The organism is Nostoc sp. CHAB 5715 (genome assembly GCF_020829685.1).
Classification (GTDB): Bacteria; Cyanobacteriota; Cyanobacteriia; order Cyanobacteriales; family Nostocaceae; genus Nostoc.
The window spans coordinates 1-5,060 of record NZ_JAIVFR010000559.1 but is presented as its reverse complement, the minus strand read 5'-3'; the positions used below and the strand labels follow the sequence as shown (position 1 = coordinate 5,060).

Here is a 5,060-nt window from a genome sequence, read left to right as displayed (position 1 = left end):
GATGGTAGATTATCGCTGGATATATTGAGCCTGCACTGACGTAGGTTGAAGTACTAATGTCGCACTGATCAGCCCCCAGCCAAAAATATTAAAATTTTGCCATAAATTCTTCATTAGTAAATCACCATAAAATAACCTTTACAAAATGCCAATCGCCTTAACCCTAATCATCAATGAGGGCTGATTCACCTCAAATAAAGCTCCAGTCTTTAGCTTGCCCAAAATCATCGATAATCTACCATCTGTATTCAGATTTACTGTGGCGATCGCTTTTAAAAGTTAAAGAAATATTTCATTTTTAATTTAATAAATCTTGGCTATAAATTGACGATTTGTAGAGACGTTGCACTGCAACGTCTCTACATTGTGGGTATAAACATCACATCCATAAATTTGTAGGGTTATTTTTGTCTTTGTCCCATTTGATGGGATTATTAATGATGTATTCTCGAATTCGGTCTAAAGAACCGTCGGCGCGAATGATGTGGTCATAAAATCGAGGCTGCCAAGCAAAATCTTCATAACCATTTTTTCTGCACCAACGGGTGACAGAAGATTTATAGGCATTAATAATTGCTTGTAATGAATTCCGTTTTAACGGAGAAAATTTGTTAAATTCATCATCGGGTAGAGACGCGCCATGGCGCGTCTCTACATTTGTGGGACGGTCGATCACAATAATGCCGTGTACGTGATTGGGCATGACGACATAAATATCTGTGTAGGTGTAGGCAAAATGATTTGGAATTTCTGCCCAGAATTGTTGGGCTATTTCTCCAATTGTTGATAATTGCATATTCCCTGTAATCACATCTCCAAAAAAATGCAAGCGATCGCTTGTACAAATTGTCACAAAATAAGAACCGTTAGCAGCATAATTACGATTTTGTAAACGTGTGGATTCTACTCGATATCTGCCCTGAAATTTTGGTTTAGTCATAATTACAATTCCAAATCTGCCCCTTGTAGAGACGCGCCGTGGCGCGTCTCTGTTTTCACCTGGGCCTCTGTTTTAGGCTGCTGCTGTTGCTGGCGTGAAACAGGTTTTTGTTGTCCAAAACCGTCAAACAATTCATTGAGCTTAACCGTAAAGCCCAAATACGCACCTCCCGCAGAACGTGTGCCAGAAAAATCCTGATCGTCAACTTTACCAAACACATATCCAGCCGAAACGCGCAGGTTAGGCGTGAGGTAGTAGCCTGTTTCCACAACAAACCCTGTTTCGCTGTAGCTAGACTGACTAATTACACGAGCCTCACCCACCAAATCCCAGCTATATCCCAAACGATAGGTAGCGCGTAATTGGGCCAGATTTACTGTGCTAGTACCAGCTAAATCACTGGCTATATAAGAAGTACTGTTACGCAAGGCATACTTACCGTAGAATTCCCATTGCCAGTTAGGAGCGTAAATAGCTTCTAAAGCAAAGGTATGGTCTTGGGAACCTGTACCACTTCCTAACAGGATGGTGTCAGGGATGGTTGATGGATTTTTGCGATATTCATAACGCAATAAGGCATTAAATTTATCGCTATTGGGGTCGCGGTAAGCTAAACCCAGCTTCAGGTTAGCAGTATCTCCCAATCCTGAAAGTTTTTGATTGGAAGAACCAGCTTGTTGATAACGTACCAAGGCTGTAAGAGCCGGAGAAATTTTACCCGTAGCACCTGCGCTAATTACTGTATTGCTACCACTAGAAGAAGAACGATGTTCATAACGGGCGCTGGCTTGAAACTGTGGATTATCAGAGTATTCCAGCCCTACGCTGTAGCTATCGCCACCATCAAATCCGATCGCAGATGCTGATTGACCAAAAGCGAAGGGTTGGGCATATTGTTGACCTGCTCCAGTCCGTCCGAAGAAGTTGCCAAATACGTGTTCGTAAGCAACATTCAGCCGCAATCCATGAGCAATAGTCCAGCGGTTCTTTAGACCAATTGCTCCTTGAGTAGTCATTTCATTCGCACCACCCAAAATTGAGTAACGACCGGTCAAAGTAGTATTTGATCCGAGTTTATGTTCACCGTTAACACTCAAACTGGTGATGGCATTACCCGAATATTGACCGCTAGTGTAAAACTGTTGGGCCAGACTGATATTCACACCAGGAATTGCTGCCCAATTTAATCCGAAAATGGTACGGTCTGGGTAAACAGTATCTTTTTGGGAAGATAAACTTAATTCATTTTGCGCCTGAAAAGTCAGGTTTTTCGCAATCGGAACTGAAAAACGCGATCGCAGCTGATCAGAAGTACTACTTAGGGCGCTGTCGGGGATGCGGTCTTCTCGATGACGATGAATCCAATCCACATCAATAGTAGCTTTACCCAGGCGTTGTTGAATCCCGGCGGAAATTGTCGTCAGCGAATTATCGACTTTACTCCCAGGTATCGCTTCAGAACGCGGTGTAAACAGTTCTTCAAAGGTATCTAGCGGTTGGGGAGCAATCCCAAAATTGTCTTCGTGGTCATATTGCACTCTGACATTGGTACTTGAGGCCAGTTTAGCTGTAACCTGCGCTCCATAACGAGTTTGTCCTGGGACAAAGCTGATAGTAGCATTATTGGCAAAACCTGTATCGGCAAAGCGATAATAAGCACGACCTTGAATTCCATTAGCAATCTGTCCCTCAGCTTCTAATCGGTAGGCATCACCGCTAACCTTTCCCACAACGTCAGAATCATTAGTGGAATGGGCATATTCTGCGATCAACCTACCCCGATCGCCTAAAGAAATCAGCGCATCTGCACCGTAGAGTTGAAAGTCACGCACTCCCTGATTTTCTTGGACATAAGTTGCTCCAATCCAGCTTTCGGAGTTAAGTTTGCGGGAAAGGTTATATTGCAAACGACCAGCATAGATATTGCTATCAGAATCTTCGCTGTCATATTGATAGCTAACAACAATCCGGCGTACCAATACTTGTCCGACTTGATCGATATCGGTGCGGAGGATGGGTTCGCGGAATAATAAAGTACCGCGATCGTAGTCGATTTCGTAGTCTGGGCCTCGGTTAAGCTGTTTGCGTTCTAATACAGTTCCAGGACGATTGAGTTCTTCTAATTCGATAAAGACATTTTCGCTACCTGGTTGTAGTATTCTGCGAGATAGGAAGTAATAACCACTAGTGCCATCAGGAGCAATGGTATCCCGTTGAAACCCTTCTAAATGGTTGCCATACAAACCTGTAATTTGTAAGTTCCCTAAATTGTAGTTAGCTTTAAAACCGTGGAGTTGACGGGTGATAGAAGTAAATTGCTGCGATCGCCGCGCAAATTCTTCTGTGTTGTAGTCACCCCACATGGCATAATCAGGGGAAGATCCGGGGATACCAGTTGAGCGCTCCAAACGCAGATATACGCTGTCAATGGAAGGAGCGACAACATCAACTTTCGAGCTATCGCCATAGACAGGATAATTTTGCTCACTGAATTGGTAAGTTCTAAATAGGCGATTATCGCAGTTGCAATCTTCATTGAGGCTACGAGAACTGTTATATGCGCCTGTAAATAACCATTCCCCGATCGCACCAGTGGCAAATACTGCTGAGTGGAAATCTAATTGCGTTCCGTTGTCTTTGTCAGGAGGGAGGAAATCACGGAAATTGCCGTAATAATTTGTACCTCTAGCGCCCAAACGTAAATCTATTACCCCTGTCACCAAACTCGGACGCAGTGCCGTTTCAAATTGTAGTTGGGTAAAGGCTTCTAAATTATTAGCGATCGCCCGAATTCGGACAGTTTCGGCTTTGAGTTGCGATCGCAACGTAGCTGTAAATTGCCCCGCTTTCGCCTCCACTTGAAATCCGGGTTCATCGGGTTTAAAGTCTTTCCCGACAAACTCCCCAGCAGTAGGTATCAAAGTGACAACAGCATCACGATTAGAGCGATTGCCACCTGCATCGATGAGTTGACCCCGAATTGTCGCTGTGGAACGCCCATCTGCCGGGATACGAGACTCAACAGTTTCTAAGGTTAGTTGCTGTGGCGCTCCCCGGACTGCGACTTGCACCGTTACAGGGGATTCTTTTGCTCCAACTACTTGTGCAGAGATGGTATTTTTACCTTCTTTTAACGAGACACCATACCATGTCTGCGTTAATAAGTTGGTGGTAGCGTCACTTTCCGTCCGCCCCACCAAAGAAGAGTCTACCAACACGCCATTTACCCGCAATTCCACCTGGCTGCCAACGGGAAATTGCACAGTGACTGTGGTAGCTGGTACATCTACAACGCTGTCAGCCGTCGGAGTCAGAATTTTGATTGCTGTGGAAATGGCGGGAGTAGGGGACACGGGAAGATTTTCATTGAAAGCGACGGGAAACTCCATCCCCTCGTGGGTGTTCCGGGATAGTCGCCCCGTCGCTTGGGGCGACAGGCGCCGGACATTGGTAGTTTCTTCCCCATGCCCCATGCCCAATTCCCCATGCCCAAAAACTCCATCCCCTTGTGGGTGGAGTTTTTTATTCACCCCTTGCCCGTTCTCTACTCCTGCTATTTTGCTTAAACCTCTAGGTAAACCTACGGAACTTGCTGGTTGAAATGGTTGTATTTGCCTTGGAGAAGCTTGCAACTGTGTTTCGGTGTCTTTACCTCGATCATTCTTGTTCTCGATTCCTGCTATTTTGCGTAAGCCTCTGGGTAAACCTACGGAACTTGCTGGTTGAAATGGTTGTATTTCCGTTTCACTTGGCTGAACATCTGGAATTGAAGTATCAGTAGTTGGTGAGGAAGGAAATTTGTGAGGTGGAAGCTGCTCGGAACTTTTCACGTTATCTGGAAAAACCAAAGCGGAACCTAACCCCTTAGCGCCCTTCCCTTGTAGAGAAGGAAGAGAATTCAAAGCCTCTCCCCTACAAGGGGAGAGGAATGGAAGTGAGGTTTCCAGATCCGGTGAAAAATCAGGATCTTCAACACCCTTATTTGCTTGCGAAGGAGAATCGGGTAAAAAGAGGTTTTCACTTGCAGGTTCTGCTTTGACTATTGCAGGGTACAAAATAAGGCTGAGAGCTACTACCGGCATCGCCCCCATCAACCTCAGGTTAAATGTATTTACATAGT

2 protein-coding genes are annotated in these 5,060 nt (G+C 44.9%); both read right to left on the bottom strand.

What is annotated here, in order from left to right; all coding sequences use genetic code 11:
- Nucleotides 1–379: 379 nt before the first annotated feature.
- Complete coding sequence (locus LC574_RS26000; protein ID WP_229456422.1) at nt 380–940, bottom strand: transposase; 561 nt, start codon at nt 938–940, stop codon at nt 380–382.
- A 2-nt stretch (nt 941–942) separates the two neighbouring features.
- On the bottom strand, nt 943–5,031 hold the full coding sequence (locus LC574_RS25995; RefSeq protein ID WP_229456421.1) for a TonB-dependent receptor: 4,089 nt from the start codon (nt 5,029–5,031) through the stop codon (nt 943–945).
- Nucleotides 5,032–5,060 lie beyond the last annotated feature (29 nt).